A 23,613-nucleotide genomic window follows, 5' to 3' on the forward strand; every position below is an offset into this window, starting at 1 on the left:
TGTCGTGAATTGTCAAAATACTGTAGAATTGTTTCTTTCCCAGGGGCGCGAATTTAAGTGGATTTTGGGCAGAAAAAGGTACTGACAACCGATGGTACTTTCAAACGTCTGTATTTTATCGGTTTTGTGCTGGCGCATTCGAGGTTTAAGTATGTGGAGTTCTTGGACCGGCCCTTCCGGGCAAGCGATCTGATACATATGCATGAGAATGCCTTTCGCCATTTTGGGGGCATGTCCCGAGAAATCGTTTACGACCAAGACCGGCTATTAATGGTCAGTGAGAATTCCGGAGATTTGATTATGACGGCCGAATTTACCAAGTACCAGCAGACGCGAAAATTCAAAGTCTACCTTTGCCGGAAATCGGATCCGCAGTCCAAAGGGAAAATCGAACAAGTCATCAAATATGTAAAATACAATTTCGTTAAAAACCGCACGTTTGCCAATTTAATCGATTGGCAGGATGCCTGCATGAAGTGGCTTAAACGGACCGGCAATTACAAAGTCCATCACAATATTAAAAAAAGACCCTTTGAGGTGCACGCCCTGGAAAAGGAACACCTGCAAAAGGTCTCTGGTACTTACATTTTTGAAAAAGTTTTCACTTCGAGTATAACAAGAGATGTTGGCCCTGACAATGTCATTCGCTTTGACGCCAACCGTTACAGTGTACCGCGCGGTACCTACCGAAAAGGGGCACCGAACATTGTCTATGTTCAAAGCGATGGCGCCTACTTGTACATCCGCCTTCAGCAACACGGAGAGGTTTTAGCGAAGCACCCACTGGCGACCGGCAAAGGAGAACTCATTTCCGAAGAATCCCACCGAGAACGGAATACGATCAAGCGAGATTTATTGATCGAACAGATTCAAGAACAGTTGACGGATACCAAAATGGCCGACTGGTTAATTGAGCAATTGACCGAAAGATACCCGCGTCATTTAATCGATCAGTTGAAGGTTGTGCAATCCGTTATCGCAAACTACCCAGACTTTGTCGATGAAGCGCTGCATGAGTTGAAACGTCTCAAATTGTCGAGTGCGAATGATTTACGGGACATCGCCAGCTCGTTAGAGATTCAGCAACAAAAGAACCTGTCAAAAGTGGGCACGATCAATGAGAAATACAAAGACCTCGTGGCTCCCGAACGGACAGCGGACATTTACCTCTCCGTCCTTCAAGGAGGTGAGCAGCGATGAGTCATCCCTACGAGGGGCTACAAGAAAAGTGCCGAACCTTGCGATTGGCAGAGACGGCCAAAGAATTGCCGAATTTCCTTCGTGAAGCCGAATCAAAAGGATGGACTTATCATGAGTTTATCCATGAAGTGCTTAGCTATGAAATGCGTTGCCGGGAAAGAAAAACCAGCGAGAAGCTAATGAAATGGGCGGAGTTCCCTGAATTACTGACATTTGAGCATTTCCGCTTGGAGGAACAGACAGCCATCGGAGAAAAGCAGCTGAATGTGCTAAAGGAATTGTCTTGGATTGATGACTGCTTCACGCTAATCATGATGGGGCCGACAGGCGCCGGTAAGACCCATTTATCGACTGCCTTAGGTATCCACGCCATCGAACGTGGGTATCAGGTGTCGTTTATATCGATGGAGCGCTTGATCTATGTCCTAAAATCCAAAGAATACACCAGCAAATCCAAAACCAGATATAAACGCATTACCGCATCTGACTTGATCATCATCGATGATGTGATGTACATGGCCTATGAGCCTCAAGAGGCTCACCTGTTTTTCCAATTCATTTATGAAATGTACGACAAAGCGGCATTCATTTTGACTTCGAATAAAGGCCCAGGTGAATGGGGCAAATTCTTAGGGGATCCGACCTTAACGACGGCCATTTTAGATCGCCTTCTTCACAGAAGCGAGATTCTCACATTCGACGAGACGCAAGACAGTATCCGGATGAGATATCGAAAAACGTTATTCAGCAATCAAGGTGTTGAATCTTAATTGGTGAAAACTGTTGGAACTTATTTTTGGAAAACTGTTGATTTCTACTTGACGGTTACACTGAGCCACTTCTGTAGGAAAATAAACCCTAGCATGATTGTTAGGGGGAAACAGGAGTGATCACATTGAACAAGAAGCAACAGGTGATTCAGCTGCATCTTCAAGATGTCAGCCAAAGACAAATATCCACAGAAGTGAAGGTCTCGAGAAACACCGTTTCAAAATACATCGAAGCTTTTGAGAAGAGCAAGGCAACCGATGTCCGTAACCTGCCGGTTACAGAGGATATCTTATCGGCTCCCTCCTACAAGAAAAGGGATGGGGTAAAACGCAAAATGACAGAGGAGATTATAGACAGGCTCAGAGGATTCATTCAAGACAATGAATGGAAACGCAAAAACAACATGAGCAAGCAACAAATGAAAAAGATTGATATGTATGAAAAACTGCAAGAAGAAGGATATGACATCGGCTATACGACGGTTCGGAATTTCGTCAATATCGAGGAGATGCGAGCGAAAGAGGTTTTTATTCGGCAACGCTATTCAGCAGCTTGGGAAGTAGAATTTGATTGGGGAGAAGTAAAACTAGTAATTGATGGGAAACAGAAATCCTATTCCTTAGCGGTTTTCACCTTGGCTTACAGCAATTACCGATTTGCGCTGCTTTATGAATCCGAGACGATGATCTGTGTGCAGGATGCCCATACCAAGCTGATTGACCACTTAGGTTTCGTCCCATCTGTTTTCACTTACGACAATATGCGAACCGTGGTGAAATCGTTTGTCGGAACAGACCGGAAGATCACGGATGGAATGATCAACCTCTCCAATTATTACGGATTCCGGATACGGCTCTGCGAGCCAAGAAAAGGAAACCAGAAAGGACACGTAGAACGGAGTGTCGAGGTTGTCCGCAGAAAAGCATTTTCATATGATATTGCGTTCGCTTCCCTGGAAGACGCCCGGAAACGTCTAAGCCAAACGATTCAATCGCTCAATAAACGAATCCACCACGAAAAGAAGATCGCTCATGTGGAATTGAAAGAGCAAGAAAAAGCAACAGCTACTCAAGAGTCGCTCCCTCTGCCATTCGATGTTTCGGAAGTCTTGGAATGTCGGGTAGATAAATACAGCACCGTCATGATTAAACAAAATCGGTACTCCGTACCCGAGGGCAATGTAGGCGCATGGATCCGTGCCAAGGTCAGCGCAGATGCAGTCCGGCTCTTTATTAAAGGCGAACTCGTTGCAGAACATCGGAGAAATTGGGGTGTCCATCAATGGGAAATGAATCTCTATCACTACATAAAAACCTTCACAAAGAAAAAAGGCGCTTTAGCTCAAAGTGAATGTTTGAGCCAAGCACCAAATCAAATTAAAAAACTCTTCGAAAACCATTATATCGGAAAAGAGAGAGATTTTCTAGAGCTACTCCTCTATGTACGAGAGAAAAATCAGTTGGATAACGTGATGACCGCTGCACGACAGATTGAGATAAAAGGCCTCGGTGAAGTTACGACCGAAAAGCTGATTTTTCTGAGCGAACAAACAGATTTAGTACCTACGGTACCTCTACAAAAAGATGAGACAGTCGAACAGGCGCTTCAAAACATCCAAGCCTTTTCAGCGATGTTCAAACAAGTCGATGAAGGAGTGCTTGAAAATGGATAAAAAGCAACAAGTCATTGATATGTGCAAAGAATTACGACTCCCGGGGATCCGTGAGTTGGTTGAAGAAGATGAAGGATTTGAAGAAACGACAGCTGCAATCGAGCTGTTATATACATTATTAACAAAAGAAAAGAAAGACCGTTGGATCCGATCGAAATCAACACGGATCCGCCGTGCCAACTTTCCGGAGAAGAAACTGCTTGAGGAGATTGAGATCCAAGCGCTGCCCACAGATGCGCAACAAAAACTGCCCAACTTACAGACGCTTGATTTCATTAAAGCTGGGCAGAATGTGATTCTGACCGGTTCCCCTGGCACCGGCAAGAGCCACTTGGCTATCGGCTTAGGAGTAGAAGCCTGTTTGGCTGGTTACAAGGTATATTTTGCGAGTGTCTCTTCCTTGATCAATCAATTGAAAGAAAGTAGGTCCGAACGGACCTTGCGCTCTTTCGAATTGCGCTTTGAGAAGTACGACCTTGTCATCATTGACGAATTGGGCTACATTTCCTTCGATAAAGAAGGCGCTGAATTACTCTTTACGCATTTATCTTTGCGTGCAGGGCGATCCTCGACCATTATCACAAGTAATCTATCGTTTGCGAAATGGGAGGAAGTGTTTCATGACCCCATTTTGACTGCAGCATTGACGGATCGGCTGACGCACAAATCACATGTGGTGAATATGGTAGGTCCTTCTTATCGAATGAGAGAAACGAAAAAATGGCTCGAAAACAACCATTCATAAGTGGCTCAAAATTAAATTGCGTTGTGGCTCAATTTTCATTTGCGAAATACAGCCGTTCTCGTGGGACATCCCGACGGCCGAACTGTACGAGTCCAATCAATTGGAAGAAATCATTGGCCGCTTGAACTATGCCGCAGAACTACAACTTTTTGCGGTCATGACCGCAGAATGCGGGCTCGGCAAAATGACTGCAATCCGGCGCTTCACGGATCAACTGGATCCATCGCGATTTAAACTGCTTTATCTATCAGACTCCAAATTGACACCGAGGCATTTCTACAAAGGCATGTTGGAGCAATTGGGACTTGAATCGAAGTTCTACCGAGGCGATGCCAAATGCCAGTTGCATCGCGAAATCGAGCTGATGAAAGGCATTCACAAACTGACGCCTGTCTGTGTGGTGGATGAAGCCCATTTACTCGATCGAGAGATGTTGGAAGAGGTACTGTTTCTCCTGAATTTTCGGATGGACGCGCAAAGCCTGATGGCGCTGATCATGGTCGGACAGACCGAACTTTGGGATTGCCTTCAGTTTCAGTCATTCGCGGCCATCCGGCAGCGGATCGATATCCAATTCCGGCTGCATCATCTCGACCGTGCAGAGACCGAACAATACATGATCCAGCACCTCGCTTACGCAGGTGTCGGAAGTGACATCTTCAGTAAATCCGCGATTGACGAGGTGTTCAATTATTCTAGTGGCGCATCGCGTCTGATCAACAAGTTGGCAACGCACTGCCTGTTATTTGCGGCACAGAATGGAAACCGCATCATCGACGACCGTATGGTGAAGAAAGTGATCGAGGGAGAACTGGCCTAGACTAGTTCCCCCTCGTTTCCCTCTATTTTTCGGACAACAAAGCCGTCAAGTTTGGGACAAAAAGAAATGTCAATTTCTAGACAAAATCAGGCGTCAATAACAGTTACTAATGTATTTTTTCCATTTTAAATAGTCCATATTAGCATAAGTCTGAACTAATTTACTCTTACTCCTTCTGACTTTAGTACGCTCTTAAAGGTCCACCAAATTATCTTAATATCCAGCCACATGCTCATATTTCTTTTGTAGTATTCTTCATATCTTACTTTTTCTATATCGGTAATATTATCTCGTCCCTTAACTTGAGCATAACCAGTCAAACCAGGCTTTAAATTATTTATACCATTTTCATCTCTTAAACTTATTAAATCCTCTTGGTTATATAAAGCAGGACGTGGGCCGACAATTGACATTTCCCCAAATAAAATATTAAATAGTTGGGGTAATTCATCTAAACTCGATTTTCTTAAGAATAGTCCTAGTTTTGTAACATACCGAGAAGGATCCCCTAGTTTTTCTGTAGAGAGATTCGGTGTATCAGTTTTCATAGTCCTAAACTTATAAATTGTAAAGATTTCTTTTCTTAATCCCGGCCTTTTCTGCTTGAATATAATTGGTCCTTTAGAATCAAATTTAATGAAAAGGGCAATCACAATCATTACTGGAGACACTACTACTATTACAATCAATGACAAAATGAAATCCATTATTCTCTTAGATAAATTATACATCTAATTTTCCCTTTCGAAATTCATTAAAAATATTTAATTGTCTATTTAATACTTTTTGCTCTTCAAATTCTTCTAAAAATATTCTTCTAGATTGAATACCAAAATTTTTAGTTTTCTCTTCATTAATTATAAGTACTTCTAAAGAGTCTGCAAGAGCTTTAGCATCTTTCACTTTGCATAGTAGACCATTCATTCCTTCCACTACCTCTTCTCTACAACCACGAATATCCGTAGCTATTATCGGTTTACCCATAGCCATAGCCTCAATTATTGATCTAGGTAATCCTTCTCGGTAAGAGGGCAGAGTAAATATATCTGCAGCTGCTATAATCTCCGGAATATCATCTCTTAAACCCATTAGATGAATATTTTTTTTCACAAAATCGGGCATTTTATCTACTATTTTTTGAGGCGAAAGTCCATCTCTGTCTCCAGTAACTCCCCCCCAACTAGCAAAAGTGATAAATCATCATGTCGAGAAGAGAGCATCTCAAAAGCACTTAATAGTTCTTTAATTCCTTTTTCTTCCACCAATCGCCCAACAAATAATATTACTTTTTTTTCTTGTAAATTTAAACTTTGCCGTATTAAGCTTTCATTGTAGTATTTTGGATTAAACTTTTCTCCTGACACCCCGTTGTTGATGTGTATGAGTCTATCAGGTTTATTGAACTTATTATTAATTGCCAACTCATAATCTTCTTTGCTTTGAAAAAAAAGATAGTCTGTAAAAAACTTGCTCCATACTTTTTCTATTCCATAAGTAATTTTGTAAACAATAGGCTTCATATTTTCATGGAAATAAAAACCGTGTGCAGTATATACATTCAATGGCACGTTCGTTATCTTAGCAGCTAATCTAGATATTAAACTGGCTACTGGTGTATGTGAATGAATAATATCGTATTTTTCTGTTTTAATTAATGAGATGAGTTTTATTAGAGCTTTTAAATGGCTTATTAAATTAAAGTCACGAGAAAAGGGAATATGTTTAATTTCATATCCTTCACTTCTTAGCTGCTGTCCAATTTCATTTACGTCACATGCTATATGAACTTCATAGTTTTTGCTTTCTAAATCATTTACTAATGGCAATAAAAACTTTTTTACCGTAAAATCTACAGCTGTCACTTGTAATATTTTCATTTGACTATTCCCTTATCCTTTAGAAGCTCTATTTCTTGTAAAATTCCAGTTTCAAAACTTCGTGGATAATAATCCAATAATTTTTTAGCTTTTTCATGAGAATATGCCTTATCTTCTTGCAAGCGTTCAACCTGTTCAACAGATATAATGGGTTTTAACACAACTCTTTTGATAATTTTTGCACCCAGAATAGCAAGTTTTATAGGTATATGAACCAATTTTGTCTTCTTATCCAATCCATTAATTATATATGATAAGACTTCATTGTAAGTTACAATACTTCCTCCTGATATATCAAAATCCTCATTAAGTACCAATTCAGATTGATAGGCTGATATAGTAACGTCCGCCAAATCTTCAACGTGTACTGGCTGCATCAATGCTGACCCATCACCGAATACGGGGAACAGCGGGCTTTTATTGATGAAATTAATTAGTTTATGCATATTATGGTCCCTATGATTACCATATATCATTGTTGGGCGCAAAATAATATAATTTGTATTAATATACGAATTCTCTAAAATTTCTTGTTCTATTTTTTCATACAAAGAACTATAACTTCTATATTTTGAATATACTCCAGTAGTATGAATAAGAATTACTTTTTTCACTCTAAATTCACTTGCTTTTTTCAATAAAAGTGGTGAGTATTTGATATTAGCTATATGAATAATTGAATCGATAGGATATTTAGAAAACAGTTCATTAATTGATGCTGGATTGCTTAAATCCCCAATAAAATTATGTATATTATAATACTCTTCTGATATTGATTCTCTAGTTAAACCGACTATTTCTTGTGGGCTTGTTATTTTCAATAATCTTTTTAAAACTAATGATCCTGTGTTTCCAGTAAATCCAGTAATTAAAATCATTAAAATATCATATCTCCTTTAATCTTTGATTTTTATAATCTCCACAATTCAATGTTGTTAGGTTTTTCATGCAGCGGCAAAATACTTTTTATATCAACGAGTATTCCTTTATCATTTTTCAGTAGTGACTGTATTGTAGCCCAGCTCTTTTGAACATAATCTCTGTGAGGAACAGCAAGCACTACAGCATCGGCTTTTTCCAGCTCATCATATGGAATTAACGTCACTCCATATTCTCGCTCCGCTTCTTTTGAACCAGCTTCTGCATCTGTCACTTGTACTTCAATATCATATTCCTGCAGTTCACGAATCACATCAATTACTTTGGAGTTGCGCAAATCTGGAACATTTTCTTTAAACGTCAGCCCTAACACAGTAACTTTTGCACCTTGAACACCAATACCCTGCTTGATTAGCTTTTTCACTAATGTTCTCGCAATATATTTGCCAAGCTCATCATTTATCCGGCGTCCTGCTAAAATAACATCTGGTTGGTATCCTACAGCTTGGGCTTTATGTGTTAAATAATATGGATCTACTCCAATACAATGTCCTCCAACTAGACCTGGTGAAAAGTTAAGGAAATTCCATTTAGTTCCAGCAGCCGCCAGTACTTCAGCAGTATCTATATTAAGAAGGTCGAAGATCAAAGCCAATTCATTCATTAATGCAATGTTTACATCACGTTGCGTATTTTCAATAACTTTTGCAGCCTCTGCTACTTTAATTGAACTTGCTTTATGAACTCCCGCCTTAACTACACTGGCATACGTATCTGCGACAACATCAAGCACTTCAGGAGTTTGTCCTGAAACTACCTTGGTAATCGTAGTAAAAGTATGCTCTTTGTCACCTGGGTTAATACGCTCTGGTGAATAGCCTACAAAAAAGTCAGTACCACATTTTAATCCTGAAAATCTTTCAAGTACCGGCACACATACTTCTTCAGTGGCGCCAGGATAAACTGTTGATTCAAAAACTACTATTGTTCCTTTAGTTATGTTTTTAGCAACAGTTTCCGTTGCCTTAACAAGAGGTGTCAGATCCGGCTGGTTATGCTCGTTAATAGGTGTAGGTACAGCCACAATGATAAAATCTGTATCTTTTAATTTTAAAGCATCCGCTGTAAAATCAATATTTACTTCTTTCAATTCTGCGTCAGTTACTTCGTTTGTGTAGTCAGTTCCACCTATTAAAGTAGAGATGCGGTTTGCATTAATATCAAACCCTACAATGTGATGTTCTTTTCCAAAAGCTACTGCTACTGGCAATCCTACATACCCTAAACCTACAATACCAATTTTTCGATTCATTATAATTTCACTCCATAATAGCTGACATACCAGTCAACGAATTTTCCAACACCGTCTTTAATATTTGTTTCTGGTTGAAAATCAATATCTCTGTAAAGGTCCTCAACATTTGCATAAGTTGCCGGAACATCTCCTGCTTGTAATGGCATAAAGTTTTTAATGGCTTTTTTGCCAGTTTTTTCTTCGATTGCTTCAATAAAGTCCATTAAACGGACTGGGCTGTTATTCCCGATGTTATATATTTTATAAGGGGCATAACTTGTACCTGGATCCGGATTTTCTCCTGTCCATTCAGGGTTTGGCTGGGCTGGTTTTTCGACCAAACGTGTTATCGCTTCTACAATATCATCGACATAGGTAAAGTCTCTCATCATCTCACCATTGTTAAATACATTGATAGGTTTGCCTTCAAGAATGTTTTTTGTAAACATAAACAAAGCCATATCAGGACGTCCCCATGGTCCATAAACAGTAAAGAATCTTAAACCAGTAGTTGGGATATCGTATAGACTACTATATGTATGAGCCATCAATTCGTTAGCTTTTTTAGTAGCAGCATATAAGCTAAGCGGGTGATCAATATTGTCATGAACTGAAAATGGTAATGATGTATTAGCCCCATATACCGAACTTGATGATGCGTAAATGAGATGTTTAACTTTATTGTGTCGACTAGCTTCTAGAATATTTATAAAGCCAACAATATTTGAATCAATATATGCTCGAGGATTCTCTATACTGTACCGAACTCCAGCTTGAGCGGCTAAGTTTACTACAACATCAGGTTTCTCTTTTTCAAAAATATTTGTGATTACCTTGTCATCCTCTAAATTTGTTTTATAAAAAATAAAGTTTGGGTGCTCCAATAAGCTTAGACGTGCTTCTTTTAAAGAAACTGAATAATAATCATTTAGATTATCGATTCCGACAACTGAATGCTTTTCTGCCAAAAGTTTTTTGGTTAATGTAGATCCTATAAATCCTGCAGACCCAGTTACTAATATTTTCATGGTATTGCCTCCAAATTTTTTATTTATTAAGCTATTTTCCTATATAAATCAATATATAAAGCTACAACTTTATTAATAGAGTAAGTATTAATAATACGGTTTCTAGAATATATTTTTAATTCTTTCTTTGTTTCACTATCTAAGTTTAACCAATATAAAATTTTCTTTTCTAAGTCACTATTTGAATTCCTAATAGCTATCAATTCTTCTTTATTTATTATTTGAGGACTATCTCCTACTCTTGTTGAAATGCAGGGTACTCCACTAGCCATTGCTTCTCCAATTACATTGGGAAATCCTTCACTCAGTGATGGAAGAACAAAAAGATCAAATGACTTTAAATATCTTTGGACATCAGAAACTTCGTCAATTAAGATAACACTTTTATTTTCAATTACTAAGCTATGGTTTTGATATTTTTCTTTTATTCCCTTACCTATGAGTACTAATTTCAAATTTGAATATTCTCTTGATATTTCAGAAAAAACCTCAATTAATGCTATTTGATTTTTAATTTTATTTGCCCTTCCAATATGACCTATTACTAAGTTCTCATTTAGTAAACCCAATTCTTTTCTAACTTCTTTTCTAATCATATTGTTAGGAGCAAACTGGTTTGTATCGAATCCATTCGGGATAATGGTTAGTTTTTTTTCTCTATAACCAACTTTAAGATGGGAGTTATATGCGGCTACTGATCCACAAATTATTTTATTTGGGAAAAAACTTAACTTACCTAAGATATTCGCCAAAAATATTGTAGTAGATTTATCTACATTTTTCACAAGATTACTATGCCTTATATTCCATATTAACTTCTTTTTTGGGAATATAATTTTCAAAAATATTCCAATGAAATCACAGTGATACATCCAAGTTTGTATAACATCAGGTTTTTCTTTATAAATTATCTTAACTATTTTCAATATATTTAAAGGGCCTAATAAACCTTTATTAAAATTTATACAGTAAATCTTCGTACCTGTATTAGTCATTTGTTGATAGTAATGGTTTATATCTATTAAGGTAATAACAAACATAGATACATCTTCACAGCTATTATTGCTTATAATCTTTGAAAGCATTGATTCTGCTCCGCCACTCCCTAAACTTGGTATCAAATGTAATATTTTAATATTTATCGTCCCCTTAAGAAAGTATATTATTTATAATATACCGGTGTTTACCAGAACTAGTTGGTTTAATGAATTTTGTAAAATTAACTTCAACATCAAAAGAATTTTCTGAAAATTCTTCAACAACAACCTTAATCTTTTCTTTCAATATTTCTAAACTCTCAGAGTCATTTGCCTCTTTCGAATTTATTAGAATACTAATATTTATTTTTCTTAACTCATTTTGAATAATTTGATATTTCTCAATTTCTGGTATTTGACTGAAAATAGAGGTAGGAATTCTTATCTTCAATTTATTACTCGTAACTAGATAATCAGAGGTCCTTCCTTCAAGTGTACTTAATAAAGGAAAAGGGTTTCCGCATGGACATACACCATTTTTTTCTTTTCCAAAGTCTCCTACTCGATATCGAATCAATGGGAATGAAAAATTATTTAAAGAAGTTAATACAATTTCTCCAATTTCTCCTGGACTAGCTTCTATTCCATTCTCATCAACTATTTCCAGATAGTTCGAGAATGTGGATATATGTAAACCATCGTGTAATTCACATTCTATTGCTATACCTCCAACTTCTCTACTGCCATATCTGTTAAATACTTTTCTATTAAATGCTTTCTCAATATTTTCTCTCATTTTCAAATCTAGCATTCCAGCACTACTAATTATACTTTTAGGTGTATTAACTTTAATATTATTTTCTATGATGTATTTAGAAATTTCATTGAGAGCTTCTGCGTATCCCAAGATGTGGATAGGTTTAAAATTGTTGATTTCTTCCACATACTTTTCCATTATCAAATCATCGAGTTTCCAACAATTCAAATACTTAAGTCGCTTAATCTTTGACATAATTCTTACTTTTAGGCTTGACTCATACTTATCTATTTCCTTATCTGCTCCCCACAACACCATAGTCTTATCTCCAGGTTTTGTATTAGCCATGGTATCAAAAAAGTTAGATGTAGCACGAACTTTATTTTTATAGTAATCATCTTGATAAATCTTGATAGGTTCACCGGTAGATCCGCTAGAAAAATTAGCGTATCTGCCTTTCGCTTCATGCACAGACAATATTTGATTTTGGTTTTCTCTTATAATTTCTTTAGTTAAAAAAGGAATTTTTTTGTACTCTTTATAGATATCCTTAGCATTCAAATCAATATAATTCTCTTTAAATAGGTTGTTATAGTAGGCAGAATATTTATTAGCATGTATCAACAGAGTTCTTAATCTTTTTTTTTCTAGTTTTTCAATTTGCATTGGGGACATATTTTTAAGATTTCTGTACAATTTCGCTTCTTTTATATATTCTGGTTTTGCAAAGCTAGCTAGTTTATATAATGTTCTACTCATTTCTATTCTCCTCTTTCACTTTTTTCAGCTGTCTAGAAGCAATTGTGCCTATTAAAATTAATGGAATCATAGTGTGTCTAACATACCCTGAGGTACCTGTGAAAATATTGATAGAAAAAGCTAAGGTAAGTGCAAATAAACCTATACCTATACTAATAGAGTATTTATTTTTCGAACTCATTAAAATCTTTAAAGATATAAAAAGGAAATAAAGAATAAATAATAGTAGACCGATAAAACTTAATAGTCCTCCTTCAACCCACAAACTAATATAAAGATTATGTATGTTTTGTTCGTAGACGTTTTCTTTTGAGAAATTTCCATAACCTATTCCAATAATTGGTGAACTTTGAATAAAGTTAAGGCCCGTTTCCATCAATGAAAATTTAATATTAAAACTTCCCGCTTCGCTTATGTTTTCCTGGAATATTGTTTTAAGAACTCTTTCACTAAAAACATTAAAAAGCTCTAGTTTAAAAAAGTTGTTTATAAACAAGACAAAAGAAACCACAAATATACCAATCACTGCATTTTTTATCAATAAAAAAATGTTTGTGAGAAATGTCTTTTTAATAAATATATTATTTAATAGCCAAAGAATCACTGCAGTAATTACAAAAGAGATTAGTCCCCCAAAAGAACTTGCTTGAATCAGCCCAAAGATAAAAATCAATATATAAATAAAAGTCTTTCTTCTGGATATTACATTATTAGTGTATAAAACATAAAGCAGAGGTATACATAAAACTATTGTTTTTGACAATCCGTTGGCACCTATAAATCCTCCTAGTCTCGCATCACCAATAAAGATTCCAAGATTTATTAAGTTAGTATAAATAGATGGCAGAAAAAACTTTAAAAAACTAGAAAATAATGTTATAAAACTAATACCCAGCAAGATCATTTCGCTTAGTTTTAATAGGGTATCGCTTTTAAAGTTATTCATTACATACATTAAAATCGCAAATACGAAGATGTATTGAATGGACATGCTAGTATAATCACCAATTGAAATTGTATTGAAAATACCACTGACTAGATACCCACCTAATATTAGTGAGAGACTAAATAAACTCATTTTTAAATTATTATTATATAAAATACTATTATCAGAGAAATTTTTAATTATAAGCATGGTGAAAAGAATAGTAAAAAAGAGGTCAGAAAGTGTGAAGTAAATCCCTGGAATTATTAAACTATAAAAAGTACAAAAAAACAGTGATAATCCTAATATTTTTTTTAGCTTCATCTTAACTTCTTCTTGTCTCGGATGTAAGTTAACATCCCTAATAATATTAAAGGAAACTCTAAGATATTTTTCTCTTTTACTACAAATAACTTTTTCAATGTCATCTTATTGTGTAATCCAAATCTATAGTAATTGACACTGTTTTTATATATGTATTTTTTTTTAACTCTTTTATCTTGAGAAAAAAAAATTAAAAACTCTTTATAATAATTGAATGATCCTAATGAATTTTCGGTTCTAAATTTCAAGCTGTTTGAGGATATTCCATCTTTTTGATATTCTACTTGTGCCAGTGCATGATTTATATATCGCATTTTGTACGCTTTTCCGATTCTATTCCATACAGTACTTTCTGGTATAAATTTTTCATTTTCATAAACTGGAAATTTATGTTCTTTGAAAACTGATGTTAATATACATCTAATTTTGTCACCTTTTATTTCATGTGTATATCTCGTGCTTATGTGATCACTATCAAAAAGTTTATTTGGAAATTCCTGACCTATTATTTTAGAACTCCCGTATTCTAAACAGTTGCCCTCTACTCCTGCAAATTCTTTATTATTATCCACGGGTAACCAGCTATCAAATAAAAGTTGTAAACAATCAGACATCATTACATCATCTGAATCTATACTAAAAAACATTTTACCTTTGGCCAAATCGAGCGCCTTGTTTCTCGCAACATGCTTACCACTGTTTTCCTGGTAATAGTATCTTAATTTAAAATCTAATTTTTTTTTCAAAGAATTTATAACTTTTTCTGAATCATCTTTTGAGCCATCATTTATAATGATGCATTCAAAATCTCTAAAGGTCTGTCTCTCTATACTTTTTAGTAACCTTTCAATAGTATTCGCTCTGTTATAAACTGGTATAAATATAGTAAAAAAAGGACTACTTTCCATTCTTAAAAACTCCTTTTGTTTTGAATAAACTTCTACTTGTTAACACAAAAATTAATACATATAGGATTATTCCACTTGCTAATGTAAAAATTATTTCAAAAATTTCTGTCGGATTTATTATCAAAGTTAAAAAAACTAGAGGAATCAAACTTACAAAAATAAATAAGAGTTCTTTAAAAGGTATAGGTAATTTCATTATTTTTCTGCCTAATAAATAACTTATGATTAATGCAAGTGAATAGGAAAGTACAGCAGTTATTACCGCACCTAAAACTCCATATTTAGGGATTAAGTATAAATTAAGAGAGATACTGAATATTAAAGATATTACTACAGGAATAATCTTTTTCGAAACATTATTCGTCAGCTTGAAAGGTATATCAAAATAATTTGTTCTAATTGTTTCCAACATTGCCGCTATTGAAAAAAGAGGTAGAATTATTAAGAGCTGATTACTATACACCGGCGATAAAAGGAGAGAGGTTAACTTGTGAGAATATAAAACTAAAATAGTTACTAAAGGCAGAACTGTTGCTAAAGTCAATGTGAAGTTGATTTTCAACTCCCTTTCAACTTCACCATTGTTGTTCTTTAAGGCTTTAAGAATAAGAGGAAAACTAGCTGCACTAATTGATCCCACAAATAAAACTATAATACTTTGTGAAAAAGTAGATGCTACGGCATAAACTGCAACTTCGTCATAACCTTTAAAAGAAGAAATCATGATTCTGTCTAAGTGATAAAGTAGTGCTGATGAAACAAGTGCTGGTAACAAAGGAATGCCATATACAATTATTTGTTTAAGATATAGTCTGTTAAATTTGTATCTATAAGTAATAAATATGAACTTTTTTAGAGGAATAACAATCGGTATTAAAAGAGATAATCCGAAGCCTATAATCAATCCATTTTCAGTTATTTTAATTAAAATGATAGCCAATGTAAAAAATAGAAACGATCTTGATAAATTAATTAAAAGAAACTTAAATGGAACTAATTTTGCTCTGTAAAAAGTTAATGCGAAATTAAAAAGACCTTGTGCGATTAAACTAAAACAAAAAATTAAATAAAATCCTATACTGTATACATCCGTAAAGAAAGCTACATACATTAAAGAACTTATTAAGAAAGACATTAGACTCGATACAATTAACATTTTCATACATGTTGCTAAAAATTCATCTTTTTCATATTCTTTGTAAAATCTTAATAGAGAAGAGCTTATCCATTCGAAAAAAAGTATATTAAATATACCGATATATGATATTAAGGTTATATAAATACCATAATCATTTGGAGCTATTATTTTAGTGATAACACTAACGAATATGATATTTACTATACCTGGTAATCCTTTAGCTATTAAATATATAAGTGAATGGTTATATATCATGATATCTCCTTTGATCTAAATGAAAAGCTTGAAATATCTCGTTTCTTTCAAATTAATGCGATAGTCTGTCTACTCGAACTCTGCTGAATTTTGGTAATCAATTATTATAGAAAGAAATTTGAATAAAGGCAGGCGACCAAGATTTTTTATTAAGAGATTCAAATTTTTTTAAAAAAATTAAATTATAAATCCTGTTACATAAACCTAACTTCTAATGGCGATATTTCCACATTTTTCCTATTAGCCAACCCAACCAAAACTTCCTTAACCTCATCATTCCGCATATCAGGCAACTTCTCCAGCAAATAAGTCAGTTCGCCTTCACTAACCGGATTGGCTTTCCCAATATAAATCTTCGGAAAAATCTGTTCTGTCTGGATCTCGTTATCATTTAACAATTCCTCGAACAACTTCTCTCCTGGACGAATCCCAGAAAAGTTAATACCAATCTCGCCTTCTGCATAACCCGACAAACGGATTAAGTTTTGAGCAAGGTCAACAATCTTCACCGGTTCACCCATATCCAAAACAAATACTTCGCCGCCTTCAGCGAGTGTACCTGCTTGAATAACGAGACGTGACGCTTCAGGGATCGTCATGAAATAACGTGTCATGCGTGGGTCGGTTACTGTCACTGGACCACCTGCTGCGATTTGCTTTTTAAACAGTGGAATGACCGAGCCGCGAGATCCGAGTACATTACCAAAACGTACCGCCGCGAATTTCGTGTCACTGCGTTTAGCTAAATTTTGAACAATCATTTCAGCAAAACGTTTGGTCGCGCCCATGACGTTCGGCGGGTTGACGGCTTTATCTGTAGACACCATGACGAAATTGCCTACGCCGCTCATATGGGCTGCTTCTGCGACGTTTTTCGTGCCGTAGACATTATTCTTCACAGCTTCCATCGGATTGCCTTCCATTAACGGTACATGTTTATGCGCCGCTGCGTGGTAAACAACATCCGGTTTGTATGTATTCATGATATCTAAGATACGTTCACGGTCTTGGACATCCGCGATAATGGGAATGATTTCTGTGTCTGGTGCGACTGTTTGACGCAGTTCCATGTCGATCAAGTAAATCGAATTTTCTCCGTGTCCGAGAAGCAACAGCTTTTTCGGGCCAAAACGCGCGATTTGACGTGAAATTTCAGAACCGATAGAACCGCCTGCTCCAGTTACAAGAATGGTTTTACTCGTCAACTGATCAGCGATTTTGTCCATATCAAGTTTGACTTCGTCGCGTCCAAGTAAGTCTTCAATTTTCACATCTTGGATATCTGTTACCGACACTTTACCGGTCATAATGTCTTCAATAAGTGGAATGGTTTGCGTACGAACACCTGAGTCCATGCACGTTTGAATTAGCTCAGCGGTTTCTTGTTTGCCGAGTGACGGGATGGCGATAATGATGGTATCGATCCGGTTATCCAAAGCAATATCCGCAATGTTCCCGGTATTGCCATGTACCACACGGACACCGTAAATATCAAGTCCTTGCTTGTTTTTGTCGTCATCGATATACAATACAGGCAATAAGCCATTTTCAGGATTGGCCAGTAATTGACGAGCTACCAATGTGCCTGCTTTTCCCGCTCCTATGATTAAGGTGCGTTTCAGTTCTGAATCATTATGCCGGATTTTCTTGTCACGGAACAGTCGCCACGACAAACGCGATCCCCCAATTAGGATCAAGTGAAGCATCCACGTGATGGCTAATGCCCGCAATAAAACGTCGCCTCTGTAGAGGTATTGCACCAGACCAATGACCACAATCGACCAGCTGACTGCCTTGAAGATCGAGGTCAGCTCCCCGATCGAAGCGTATTCCCATACTTTGCGGTACAGGCCGTAATACATCGCTAAGGCATGGTGCGCGATAAAGATGGTTAGCGCACTTGCCAGCAAGAATTTGTTTTGCAATACATCTGTATAAGGGTGCAACAAGTAATAGCCGACAAAAATAGAGAAAAAGACAATCAGCGAGTCGACGATCAATAAGAGAGAAACACGATTTTTCAGAGACATACAAGTCAATCCTTTCGACATCCAGTACTATATTCATATATGGGTAAAAATCCTTTTTAAGTCTAACACACTATGAATTAGAAATGATAGGATTTTATAAACAAAATAATACTTTTTTCGTTAGGTTTTAAGCAAAAATATTCCACCATTTCCCTTTATGGATGTCTTCCGGCTCTAAAACATGTAAATGATCATCCAGTAGGATGCGCTCATTGTTCTCCAGGAAAATGTCGACCATGTCGTGCTGGTTCTTTTTCTCCAAGTAATCGAGGCCTTCGTTAAACAAGAATGGCCGCTTATCGAGGCTATGGACGTCCGAGCCGTAAACGTGGATCAGGTTGGCATCGATCAAGCTCATGGCGGTGCGTTGAATGGCTTTACCAAAACTACCCGCGACAGAACCTGCAGTTACTTGCGCCATCGCACCGTGAACTAAGAGTTTTTTCAACCGTTCAGGTTTTTCGATAATGCCTTGATTGCGTTCTGCATGTGCAATAATGGGTACGTAGTTTTTCATAATGAGTTGTTGAATGATTGGAACTGTATAAGCTGGAATACCAGATGACGGCAGTTCTAATAAGACGTAGCGTGATCCGGCTAATGTTAATGCTTCTCCAGCCGCTAGTTTTTCTGGCAGCTTTTCACCGAGACGGCATTCTTGTCCGCTGTAAATCGTGATTGGCAATTGTTCTTCTGCGATATAGCTATTTACCAGCTCTAATTGCTTCCTTAGCGCTGCGAGGTTTGTGTTGAAGTTCGGGTGAAAGGCGTGAGGTGTGGCAACGATGCCAGTCAGTTGTTCGTCGACAGCTTTTTCCAGCAATCGTTTTGTTTGTTCCATCGTTTCCGCTCCGTCATCAAGTCCGGGCAGGATGTGGGCGTGCGTGTCGATCATTGGTATTTCCTCCTTTAGTGATTGAAAAAAAAGTAAAAAGGGAGTCCTTTTTACTCTGTCGTTCCGTAATATTGATAATAATAATTGTCTTTTGCCAGAGCGTAATTATTCAGCACTGCACCGATCAGCCGGCTATTGGATGATTCAATGGCTTCTTTCGCTTTTAGCGCCATGTCCTTCTCGGTATTTCCTGAGCTGACGACCAAAATCGTGCCTTCGCATTTGTTGGCCAAAATTTGTCCATCCGTTACAGAAAGAACCGGCGGCGCATCAAAGATGATCAAGTCATACATGTCTTTTAGCTGTTCGATCAACGCTGTCATCGATTTGGAAGCGAGCAATTCTGCCGGGTTTGGCGGGATCGGTCCACAAGTCATAAGGTCAAGACGTTCGACCGCAGTCGGGCGAATCACTTCCTGGATCGAGTTTCGGCGTGTCAAGACACTCGACAAACCAACTGTATTCCCCATACGGAATGTGTAATGTGTTGTGGGTTTACGCATATCGCCGTCTATCAACAACACTTTTTTGCCTTCTTGTGCAAAAACGACTGCCAGGTTTGCGGATGTTGTCGACTTGCCTTCTGAAGGTGCAGCTGACGTGACGACCATTGTGCGGATTTCTGCGTCTGGTGATGAAAAGTTGATATTGGTACGCAAGGTACGGAATTGTTCCGATACGAACGAGCGCGGTGTCGTGAATGCAATCAGTTTACGCGCAGTTTCCTGCAGCACTTTTTTCTTTCTCGCCATTTTCTATCCCGCCCTTCTCTTCGATGTTGTGGTTTCTTCTAGCTTGGCTTCTTCTTTAATCGGTGAAATGATGCCGAGCAACGGAACGCCCAAAATTTCTTCGATGTCCTGCTCGTTTTTGATGGAAGTATCCAAGTATTCCAGCAAGAAGGCAATCCCCACTCCGAGCATCAAGCCGATAACAGCTGCAATGGCCATGTTCAACATCGGGTTTGGTGCGACCGGTGACGGATTTTCTTTTAATACAGCCGGCGACAAAATCGAGACGTTGTCGACGTTCATCAATTCCATGATTTCACTTTCAAACACTTCTGCAGTTGTGTTGGCGATGTCTACTGCCTGTGCAGGATCTTCATCCTGCACCGTAATATTGACAACCTGAGAATTCTCAGCGGTGGCAACGGTGATTTTATTGTTCAGCTGCTCGACGGACATGTCCAGGTTTAACTGACTCGATACTTCATCTAATATCGCCGGGCTTTTGATGATGACGGAATATGTATTGATCAATTGAAGATCGGTTTGAATGTTCTGGTTCGTCAATTGCGCTGCTTCCGTTTCTTCCTGGTTGACCAGGATCTGTGTGGAAGTCTCATACATCGGTGTCAGGACTAAAAACGATACAACTCCTGCGATGGTAATAGCTAAAATGGTCATAAGTACAATCAATCCAGCCCGTTTTTTCAGTGTCTTGAACAGGTCTTGTAAGCTGATGGTTTCTTCCATATGGTGATGATCTCCTTTTATTTTCATATTCTTATTATGAATGATTCATAAACAACATAAAATAGTATAGCATAGGAGAGAGTCGAAAGAACTTCCATTTTTAAAAAGTTTAATAGGCTAATAGAATGATTTATGCTATCTTTATTTGTAAGTATAGGTGTTTTTTGAAAGGAGTATAAGATGAAATTGTATAAAATTGGAGCAGTATTTGCTGTTATTATTTGTGTGATTGCACTATTATTTAGCTATTTAACGTGGCAAGACAAGCTCGAAAACGTATTGGATAAACCTGAAGAAGCCTCAGCGCAGACGGGTGACACAGCAAAACAGCAACCTAAAACGGTACCCGGTGACAATTCTGTGAACGTTGAAGAGTTGGCCGGGAATATGGACCCACAAGTCCGCGAGTTGCTGCTAGAGAGGACCAGCAGCGATGACAGCCTACAGATGCTAATTGCCGGTTCTGAAGCCTTAGAGTCGGGTCAACCTGGCTACGCAGAACGATTGCAATCTTCTATAGAAGAAGCGTATGGCAACTTTATCGAAGTTGACGTCGTTACAGTAGGAAGAACTTCCGAATTTTTGGTCAATGTGGACCTATCGGCAGGCTACGACTTAGTGCTACTCGAGCCAATGACGTTGATGAACAATGACCGCATTGCCATTGAACAAGAGCGTGAACACATCAAGGCTTTTGAGTCGGCAATGTCCACCCAAGTGGAAGACGCCGTACTGGTGCTTCACCCGCCTCAGCCAATTTATGGCGCTGGCTATTATTTGGCGCAAGTCACGGCACTGGAAGAATTCGCAGCCACTACCGGTTATGCTTATATTGACCACTGGTCCGAATGGCCGGATACAGACGACGAGAGCCTTCAAGACTATTTAACAGAAGACGGTTTGCCAAATGACAAAGGTGCAGAATTATGGGCAGAAAGACTGGAAGCGTATTTTATCGCTGACTAAAAGGGGAATTTGTTGATGAGCAGAAGAGAGAAAAAGAACAAAAAGAAAAAATGGCCATGGATTGTAGGGATTTTAGGATTGATCGTGATCGGCGTTGGTGTCTATTTGTTTACCGTCTACAACAGCTTTACGAATACATTGGAAGAAATCCACGAGCCGATCGAACGCGAAGCATCAGACAAACGGGCGACGGACCAAGAAGTTACGTTAAGTGAACAAGATCCATTTTCTGTCTTGCTCCTGGGTGTCGATGAACGCGAAGATGACCGCGGGCGTTCGGATACAGTGGTGGTCATGACCGTCAACCCGGCAGAACAATCGACGAAAATGGTGTCGATTCCTCGTGACACGTATACGGAAATTGTCGGACGCGGCACGACGGATAAGATCAATCACGCCTATGCATTTGGCGGCATCGAAATGTCGATGGCGACCGTGGAAAACCTATTGGATATTCCAATTGACTACGTGATGCAAGTGAACATGGAAGGCTTCCAAGACATTGTCGACGCAGTAGACGGCATCGAAGTGAACAATACTTTGGCTTTTGATGACTACGCTGCAGGAAACATTGAATTAAACGGCGAAGAAGCGTTGGGTTATGTCAGAATGCGCAAGCAAGACCCAGAAGGCGACTTTGGCCGCCAGAACCGCCAAAAGCAAGTGATCCAAGCGATTATGAAAGAAGGCGCATCGGTGAACAGCTTGCTGAACTATCGAGACATTTTTACGGCACTCGGCGACAACGTCCGCACGAACATGACGTTTGACGAGATGATGGAAGTGCAGTCGAATTATCGCGATGCGATTGGTACGGTTGATCAGATACTTGTAGAAGATGGTGTGGGCGAGACGATCAATGGCATCTGGTATTACATGATGGATGATGCGGAGTTGGCGGAGATCCAGTCGACGTTGAAGACGCATTTGAATATGTAAGTGTGTGGAGCGCAATCCTGTTATGGGGTTGTGCTTTTTTTTGTGGTTTTTTTAGGGTTATGGTGGTAGTTTTGGTGGGGTTCTATAGGTCGCCTTCGTGCGCTTTGGGTAGAGCAGAGACGATTGCTCCTGCGCAAGCTCGTCGCAAATGAGGTCCCAGAAACGTCTGGTCCCTCATTGGCTCTCGCAATAAGCCGAGAAGTGCACTCGTCTTATGGCTTCGCCTAGCCCTGGTCGCGCCTCGGCTGGGTGTTGTGGGATACGTAGCCTACCTACTTTGTGTGTGGGGAAATAAAGAATGAGTGGTTCTGGAAACGCTTGGCGGCGATAGTGCACGCGCCGGCGCTCTGGAAGTGATGATTGTTTCATGTTTACCGGGGCTAGACACAAATGTCCTCCAATTTGTGGCTGGCCCGTTACCGTCCCTGGGTCGGACTCAAATGTTCCTTAATTTGTGGCCGACACAGGGACGTGCTCCCAGGCTATGATCCTGCGTGACTTTTCGTATAAAGAGCGCTCCGCTTCTCACTCTCCAGAATGACAGCTTTTCGCAAGCGAAAAGCGAAAGTGCAAATACCTTTTCAAGAAAAGAGATGCCCATATGTTTGCCTGGGCTAGCCACAAATGCCCTCCAATTTGTGGCTGGCCCGTTTTCGTCCCTGGGTCGGACTCAAATGCCCTTCAATTTGTGGCCGACACAGGGACGTGCTCTCACGCTATGATCCTACTGCAAATTAACAATAAAGAGCAGTAGAAGTTTTTTGAAAGGTTCGCCCACGCGCTTTCGCTCTGAAAGTGATGATTGTTTTATGTTTACCGGGGCTAGACACAAATGTCCTACAATTTGTGGCTGGCCCGTTACCGTCCCTGGGTCGGACTCAAATGTTCCTTAATTTGTGGCCGACCCAGGGACGTGCTCCCACGCTGTGATTCCACTGCAAATTAACAATAAAGAGCAGAAGTAGTTTTAAGAGCA

At 38.3% G+C, this 23,613-nt stretch carries 22 protein-coding genes; 7 read left to right on the plus strand and 15 right to left on the minus strand.

Translation table 11 applies throughout. The annotated features are described in order from the left end of the window. The first annotated feature begins 57 nt into the window (after positions 1 to 57). The 5 genes from BBH88_RS14175 (at position 58) to BBH88_RS14195 (ending at position 5,208) form a co-directional block, all read left to right on the plus strand. Complete coding sequence (locus BBH88_RS14175; RefSeq protein WP_154669170.1) at positions 58 to 1,200, plus strand: Mu transposase domain-containing protein; 1,143 nt, start codon at positions 58 to 60, stop codon at positions 1,198 to 1,200. Further along, positions 1,197 to 1,970, plus strand: coding sequence for an IS21-like element helper ATPase IstB (istB, locus tag BBH88_RS14180; protein WP_006830734.1), 774 nt, complete (start codon positions 1,197 to 1,199; stop codon positions 1,968 to 1,970). The genes BBH88_RS14175 and istB (BBH88_RS14180) overlap by 4 nt, the downstream gene beginning before the upstream one ends. Before the next feature lie 125 nt (positions 1,971 to 2,095). Beyond that, entirely contained in the window at positions 2,096 to 3,643 is a 1,548-nt protein-coding gene (gene istA / locus BBH88_RS14185) for an IS21 family transposase (RefSeq protein ID WP_427596335.1), read from the plus strand. Further along, complete coding sequence (istB, locus tag BBH88_RS14190; protein ID WP_197684175.1) at positions 3,636 to 4,388, plus strand: IS21-like element helper ATPase IstB; 753 nt, start codon at positions 3,636 to 3,638, stop codon at positions 4,386 to 4,388. The genes istA and istB (BBH88_RS14190) overlap by 8 nt, the downstream gene beginning before the upstream one ends. Positions 4,389 to 4,404: 16 nt before the next feature. Further along, on the plus strand, positions 4,405 to 5,208 hold the full coding sequence (locus tag BBH88_RS14195) for an ExeA family protein (RefSeq protein ID WP_238323330.1): 804 nt from the start codon (positions 4,405 to 4,407) through the stop codon (positions 5,206 to 5,208). A gap of 155 nt (positions 5,209 to 5,363) precedes the next feature. Here the strand turns inward: BBH88_RS14195 and BBH88_RS14200 are convergent, their stop codons facing one another. The 15 genes from BBH88_RS14200 to BBH88_RS14265 all read right to left on the minus strand — a co-directional run bounded on the left by BBH88_RS14200 (position 5,364) and on the right by BBH88_RS14265 (position 20,732). Next, on the minus strand, positions 5,364 to 5,939 hold the full coding sequence (locus tag BBH88_RS14200) for a sugar transferase (RefSeq protein WP_065536631.1): 576 nt from the start codon (positions 5,937 to 5,939) through the stop codon (positions 5,364 to 5,366). Beyond that, the gene (locus BBH88_RS19830) at positions 5,932 to 6,318 is read right to left on the minus strand and encodes a glycosyltransferase (RefSeq protein WP_269148234.1); all 387 of its coding nucleotides are present in this window, start codon (positions 6,316 to 6,318) and stop codon (positions 5,932 to 5,934) included. Before BBH88_RS19830 ends, BBH88_RS14200 begins: the two co-directional genes overlap by 8 nt. Positions 6,319 to 6,338: 20 nt before the next feature. Then, complete coding sequence (locus tag BBH88_RS19835) at positions 6,339 to 7,085, minus strand: glycosyltransferase (RefSeq protein ID WP_269148235.1); 747 nt, start codon at positions 7,083 to 7,085, stop codon at positions 6,339 to 6,341. After that, on the minus strand, positions 7,082 to 7,963 hold the full coding sequence (locus tag BBH88_RS14210) for an NAD-dependent epimerase/dehydratase family protein (RefSeq protein WP_065536630.1): 882 nt from the start codon (positions 7,961 to 7,963) through the stop codon (positions 7,082 to 7,084). The genes BBH88_RS19835 and BBH88_RS14210 overlap by 4 nt, the downstream gene beginning before the upstream one ends. Before the next feature lie 32 nt (positions 7,964 to 7,995). After that, positions 7,996 to 9,276 carry a nucleotide sugar dehydrogenase gene (locus BBH88_RS14215; protein WP_065536629.1) on the minus strand — a complete coding sequence of 427 codons (1,281 nt, stop codon included), beginning with the start codon at positions 9,274 to 9,276 and terminating at the stop codon, positions 7,996 to 7,998. Continuing rightward, the gene (locus tag BBH88_RS14220) at positions 9,276 to 10,286 is read right to left on the minus strand and encodes an NAD-dependent epimerase (protein WP_065536628.1); all 1,011 of its coding nucleotides are present in this window, start codon (positions 10,284 to 10,286) and stop codon (positions 9,276 to 9,278) included. Before BBH88_RS14220 ends, BBH88_RS14215 begins: the two co-directional genes overlap by 1 nt. A gap of 26 nt (positions 10,287 to 10,312) precedes the next feature. After that, positions 10,313 to 11,371, minus strand: a complete 1,059-nt coding sequence (locus tag BBH88_RS14225) for a glycosyltransferase (RefSeq protein ID WP_065536627.1) — start codon at positions 11,369 to 11,371, stop codon at positions 10,313 to 10,315. 64 nt (positions 11,372 to 11,435) lie between these two features. Then, entirely contained in the window at positions 11,436 to 12,779 is a 1,344-nt protein-coding gene (locus tag BBH88_RS14230) for a phenylacetate--CoA ligase family protein (protein ID WP_065536626.1), read from the minus strand. Then, positions 12,772 to 14,028, minus strand: coding sequence for an O-antigen ligase family protein (locus tag BBH88_RS14235; protein WP_065536625.1), 1,257 nt, complete (start codon positions 14,026 to 14,028; stop codon positions 12,772 to 12,774). Before BBH88_RS14235 ends, BBH88_RS14230 begins: the two co-directional genes overlap by 8 nt. Further along, positions 14,025 to 14,936, minus strand: a complete 912-nt coding sequence (locus BBH88_RS14240) for a glycosyltransferase family 2 protein (protein WP_065536624.1) — start codon at positions 14,934 to 14,936, stop codon at positions 14,025 to 14,027. The genes BBH88_RS14235 and BBH88_RS14240 overlap by 4 nt, the downstream gene beginning before the upstream one ends. Continuing rightward, complete coding sequence (locus tag BBH88_RS14245; protein WP_065536623.1) at positions 14,926 to 16,329, minus strand: oligosaccharide flippase family protein; 1,404 nt, start codon at positions 16,327 to 16,329, stop codon at positions 14,926 to 14,928. The genes BBH88_RS14240 and BBH88_RS14245 overlap by 11 nt, the downstream gene beginning before the upstream one ends. Before the next feature lie 194 nt (positions 16,330 to 16,523). Further along, positions 16,524 to 18,359: a polysaccharide biosynthesis protein gene (locus BBH88_RS14250; protein WP_065536622.1), complete on the minus strand. Its 1,836-nt coding sequence runs from the start codon at positions 18,357 to 18,359 to the stop codon at positions 16,524 to 16,526. A gap of 127 nt (positions 18,360 to 18,486) precedes the next feature. Further along, positions 18,487 to 19,254, minus strand: a complete 768-nt coding sequence (locus BBH88_RS14255) for a tyrosine-protein phosphatase (protein WP_006830909.1) — start codon at positions 19,252 to 19,254, stop codon at positions 18,487 to 18,489. Positions 19,255 to 19,304: 50 nt separating this feature from the next. Next, positions 19,305 to 20,006, minus strand: coding sequence for a CpsD/CapB family tyrosine-protein kinase (locus BBH88_RS14260; protein WP_065536621.1), 702 nt, complete (start codon positions 20,004 to 20,006; stop codon positions 19,305 to 19,307). Positions 20,007 to 20,009: 3 nt separating this feature from the next. Next, positions 20,010 to 20,732 carry a YveK family protein gene (locus BBH88_RS14265; RefSeq protein ID WP_006830907.1) on the minus strand — a complete coding sequence of 241 codons (723 nt, stop codon included), beginning with the start codon at positions 20,730 to 20,732 and terminating at the stop codon, positions 20,010 to 20,012. Positions 20,733 to 20,912: 180 nt separating this feature from the next. Between BBH88_RS14265 and BBH88_RS14270 the strand changes: the two genes are divergently transcribed. Continuing rightward, on the plus strand, positions 20,913 to 21,698 hold the full coding sequence (locus BBH88_RS14270) for an SGNH/GDSL hydrolase family protein (RefSeq protein WP_065536620.1): 786 nt from the start codon (positions 20,913 to 20,915) through the stop codon (positions 21,696 to 21,698). A 15-nt stretch (positions 21,699 to 21,713) separates the two neighbouring features. Then, on the plus strand, positions 21,714 to 22,637 hold the full coding sequence (locus BBH88_RS14275; RefSeq protein ID WP_065536619.1) for an LCP family glycopolymer transferase: 924 nt from the start codon (positions 21,714 to 21,716) through the stop codon (positions 22,635 to 22,637). Positions 22,638 to 23,613 lie beyond the last annotated feature (976 nt).

Origin of the sequence: Planococcus antarcticus DSM 14505 (genome assembly GCF_001687565.2) — a bacterium.
GTDB lineage: Bacteria > Bacillota > Bacilli > Bacillales_A > Planococcaceae > Planococcus > Planococcus antarcticus.

Coding starts and splice junctions, on each gene's coding strand:
- istB (WP_006830734.1), top strand. CDS start 1,197: ATGAGTCATCCCTACGAGGGGCTACAAGAAAAGTGCCGAACCTTGCGA.
- istB (WP_197684175.1), top strand. CDS start 3,636: ATGGATAAAAAGCAACAAGTCATTGATATGTGCAAAGAATTACGACTC.
- BBH88_RS14200 (WP_065536631.1), bottom strand. CDS start 5,939: ATGTATAATTTATCTAAGAGAATAATGGATTTCATTTTGTCATTGATT.
- BBH88_RS19835 (WP_269148235.1), bottom strand. CDS start 7,085: ATGAAAATATTACAAGTGACAGCTGTAGATTTTACGGTAAAAAAGTTT.
- BBH88_RS14210 (WP_065536630.1), bottom strand. CDS start 7,963: ATGATTTTAATTACTGGATTTACTGGAAACACAGGATCATTAGTTTTA.
- BBH88_RS14215 (WP_065536629.1), bottom strand. CDS start 9,276: ATGAATCGAAAAATTGGTATTGTAGGTTTAGGGTATGTAGGATTGCCA.
- BBH88_RS14220 (WP_065536628.1), bottom strand. CDS start 10,286: ATGAAAATATTAGTAACTGGGTCTGCAGGATTTATAGGATCTACATTA.
- BBH88_RS14225 (WP_065536627.1), bottom strand. CDS start 11,371: ATGCTTTCAAAGATTATAAGCAATAATAGCTGTGAAGATGTATCTATG.
- BBH88_RS14230 (WP_065536626.1), bottom strand. CDS start 12,779: ATGAGTAGAACATTATATAAACTAGCTAGCTTTGCAAAACCAGAATAT.
- BBH88_RS14235 (WP_065536625.1), bottom strand. CDS start 14,028: ATGAAGCTAAAAAAAATATTAGGATTATCACTGTTTTTTTGTACTTTT.
- BBH88_RS14240 (WP_065536624.1), bottom strand. CDS start 14,936: ATGGAAAGTAGTCCTTTTTTTACTATATTTATACCAGTTTATAACAGA.
- BBH88_RS14245 (WP_065536623.1), bottom strand. CDS start 16,329: ATGATATATAACCATTCACTTATATATTTAATAGCTAAAGGATTACCA.
- BBH88_RS14250 (WP_065536622.1), bottom strand. CDS start 18,359: ATGTCTCTGAAAAATCGTGTTTCTCTCTTATTGATCGTCGACTCGCTG.
- BBH88_RS14255 (WP_006830909.1), bottom strand. CDS start 19,254: ATGATCGACACGCACGCCCACATCCTGCCCGGACTTGATGACGGAGCG.
- BBH88_RS14260 (WP_065536621.1), bottom strand. CDS start 20,006: ATGGCGAGAAAGAAAAAAGTGCTGCAGGAAACTGCGCGTAAACTGATT.
- BBH88_RS14265 (WP_006830907.1), bottom strand. CDS start 20,732: ATGGAAGAAACCATCAGCTTACAAGACCTGTTCAAGACACTGAAAAAA.
- BBH88_RS14270 (WP_065536620.1), top strand. CDS start 20,913: ATGAAATTGTATAAAATTGGAGCAGTATTTGCTGTTATTATTTGTGTG.
- BBH88_RS14275 (WP_065536619.1), top strand. CDS start 21,714: ATGAGCAGAAGAGAGAAAAAGAACAAAAAGAAAAAATGGCCATGGATT.